This is a genomic window from Mesorhizobium sp. M7A.F.Ca.US.014.04.1.1, from assembly GCF_003998745.1.
Classification (GTDB): domain Bacteria; phylum Pseudomonadota; class Alphaproteobacteria; order Rhizobiales; family Rhizobiaceae; genus Mesorhizobium; species Mesorhizobium ciceri.
Genome location: NZ_RZRW01000868.1, coordinates 1 through 1,735 on the forward strand (window position 1 = coordinate 1; position 1,735 = coordinate 1,735).

Genomic DNA, 1,735 nt, shown 5'->3' on the forward strand with positions numbered 1-1,735 from the left:
GCCTTCGACCTGGGCCGATCGAGCCTTCCGTGACCGGACGCCATCGATCCTCGGCCATGAGCTCGCAGGTGTGGTCACTGCGCTCGGCTACGGCACCACGGGACTGTCAATCGGTCAGCGCGTATTCGGCCTCGCCGACTGGCATCGCGACGGGACCCTCGCTGAGTATGTCGCCATGGAGGCACGCAATCTCGCGCCGCTGCCCGGCGACGTTGACTTCACGGTGGGTGCGAGCCTGCCGATCTCCGGCCTGACCGCGTGGCAGGGGCTGTTCCAGCATGGCCGCCTTCAGGCGGGGCAAAGCGTGCTCGCGCACGGCGCGGCCGGTGCCGTCGGTTCGATGGTGACGCAGCTTGCAAGGGAGGCCGGGGCCTATGTCATCGGCAGCGGACGCGCCGCCGACCGCCAGAAGGCGCTCGACTTCGGCGCGAATGAGTTCGTCGATCTCGACAACGACAAACTGGAGGAGGTTGGCGGCGTCGACCTGGTGTTCGACGTCATCGGCGGCGATATCCAGAAGCGGTCCGCGGCCCTGATCCGGGCCGGAGGAACGCTTGTGACAGTCGTTGGACCGACGGATATTCGACCTGCAGATGGCCTGGCGATTGACTTCGTCGTCGAGGCTGATCGCGGCCAGCTTTGGGAGATCGTTCAGCGGATCCGGGACGGACGACTGCGGACGAATATCGGCAAGGTCTCCAGCCTTGAAGATGCCGTCGCCACCTTCAATTCGACCGAGCGGCGTGCGGGAAAGACGGTCATCCGCGTTCGGCCGTGAGGACTCGGGGGAGAGAGGGCAGTTCCTCTCCTTGAAAGCCTAAGGTCCGCGGCAAATGCCGCAGCGTCAGATGTGATTGCATCTTGGGAGTTCGAGTTCGCTAGCCTCTGCCTGCAGCAATCCCGGTAGCTGGCGAGATTTTGATCCAATACTGCGTTGTTTGTTGAATCTGAAGCCTGGAGGCAAAGACCCAGGCTTAGCGGCGAGAGACGATTAAACATTGATCGATAGCTTTAGACCTTGCTTTGCCGTCGCGTGGTATATGCGCGTAGGCTAATGTCCGTCGGGAGTAGAAACATGCTGAGAATTGTTGGGCGGTTCGCGCGTTCCCATGACGGTTCGATGGCCCCGTTGTTTGTTTTCATGCTGGCGCCCATCATCACCGCCATCGGGTTCTCGGTCGACTATACCAGGGCGGTCCAGACCCGGTCCAACGAGCAGCAGGCGCTGGATGCCGCGGTCCTATCGATCACCGGTATGGACACAACCTCAACGTTGGCGCAGCGCCAGACTATGCTGCAGGATACCTTCATCGCCAACCATGGCCTGGGTACCCCGACACTGAACAGCTTTGTGGTTTCCGCCAATGGCACCGCCACCGCGCAGGCCATGGCAAGTTACTCCATGCCCCCTGTGCCCTTTCCTTGTCCCTTCCTCCCTGTGAAAAAGCGGCCGAGCGAGGCTCGGTCAGATGGGAGGTGATCCAGCCGCTCTGAGGGCTGCTCGTACATTACCGGTTTCAGCCAAAACTGGCGGCCCGCAGCACTCGCGCGCAGGGCGACAAAAAACACCGGTGAGGCCAACTTCCTTTTCGACAAGAAAGCTTTCAGGGTCGTTGAGACCACGGAGGTTTCGCCTGATGGCCTTCCTGTTGCTGTTTTGGGGAAACACCCCTTTGCCGGCCGCTACGCGGGAACCGGCGACATGCCGATTTCCAAGGCGATGGAGGAGTACCGC

General features: G+C 61.7%; 2 protein-coding genes. Both read left to right on the forward strand.

Translation table 11 applies throughout. The annotated features are described in order from the left end of the window. Positions 1-778 (forward strand): NADP-dependent oxidoreductase (locus tag EOA22_RS32515; protein ID WP_164756138.1); only part of this gene is annotated, 778 nt, incomplete at its 5' end. Between the two features lie 297 nt (positions 779-1,075). Next, complete coding sequence (locus tag EOA22_RS32520; protein WP_245478742.1) at positions 1,076-1,480, forward strand: pilus assembly protein TadG-related protein; 405 nt, start codon at positions 1,076-1,078, stop codon at positions 1,478-1,480. Positions 1,481-1,735 lie beyond the last annotated feature (255 nt).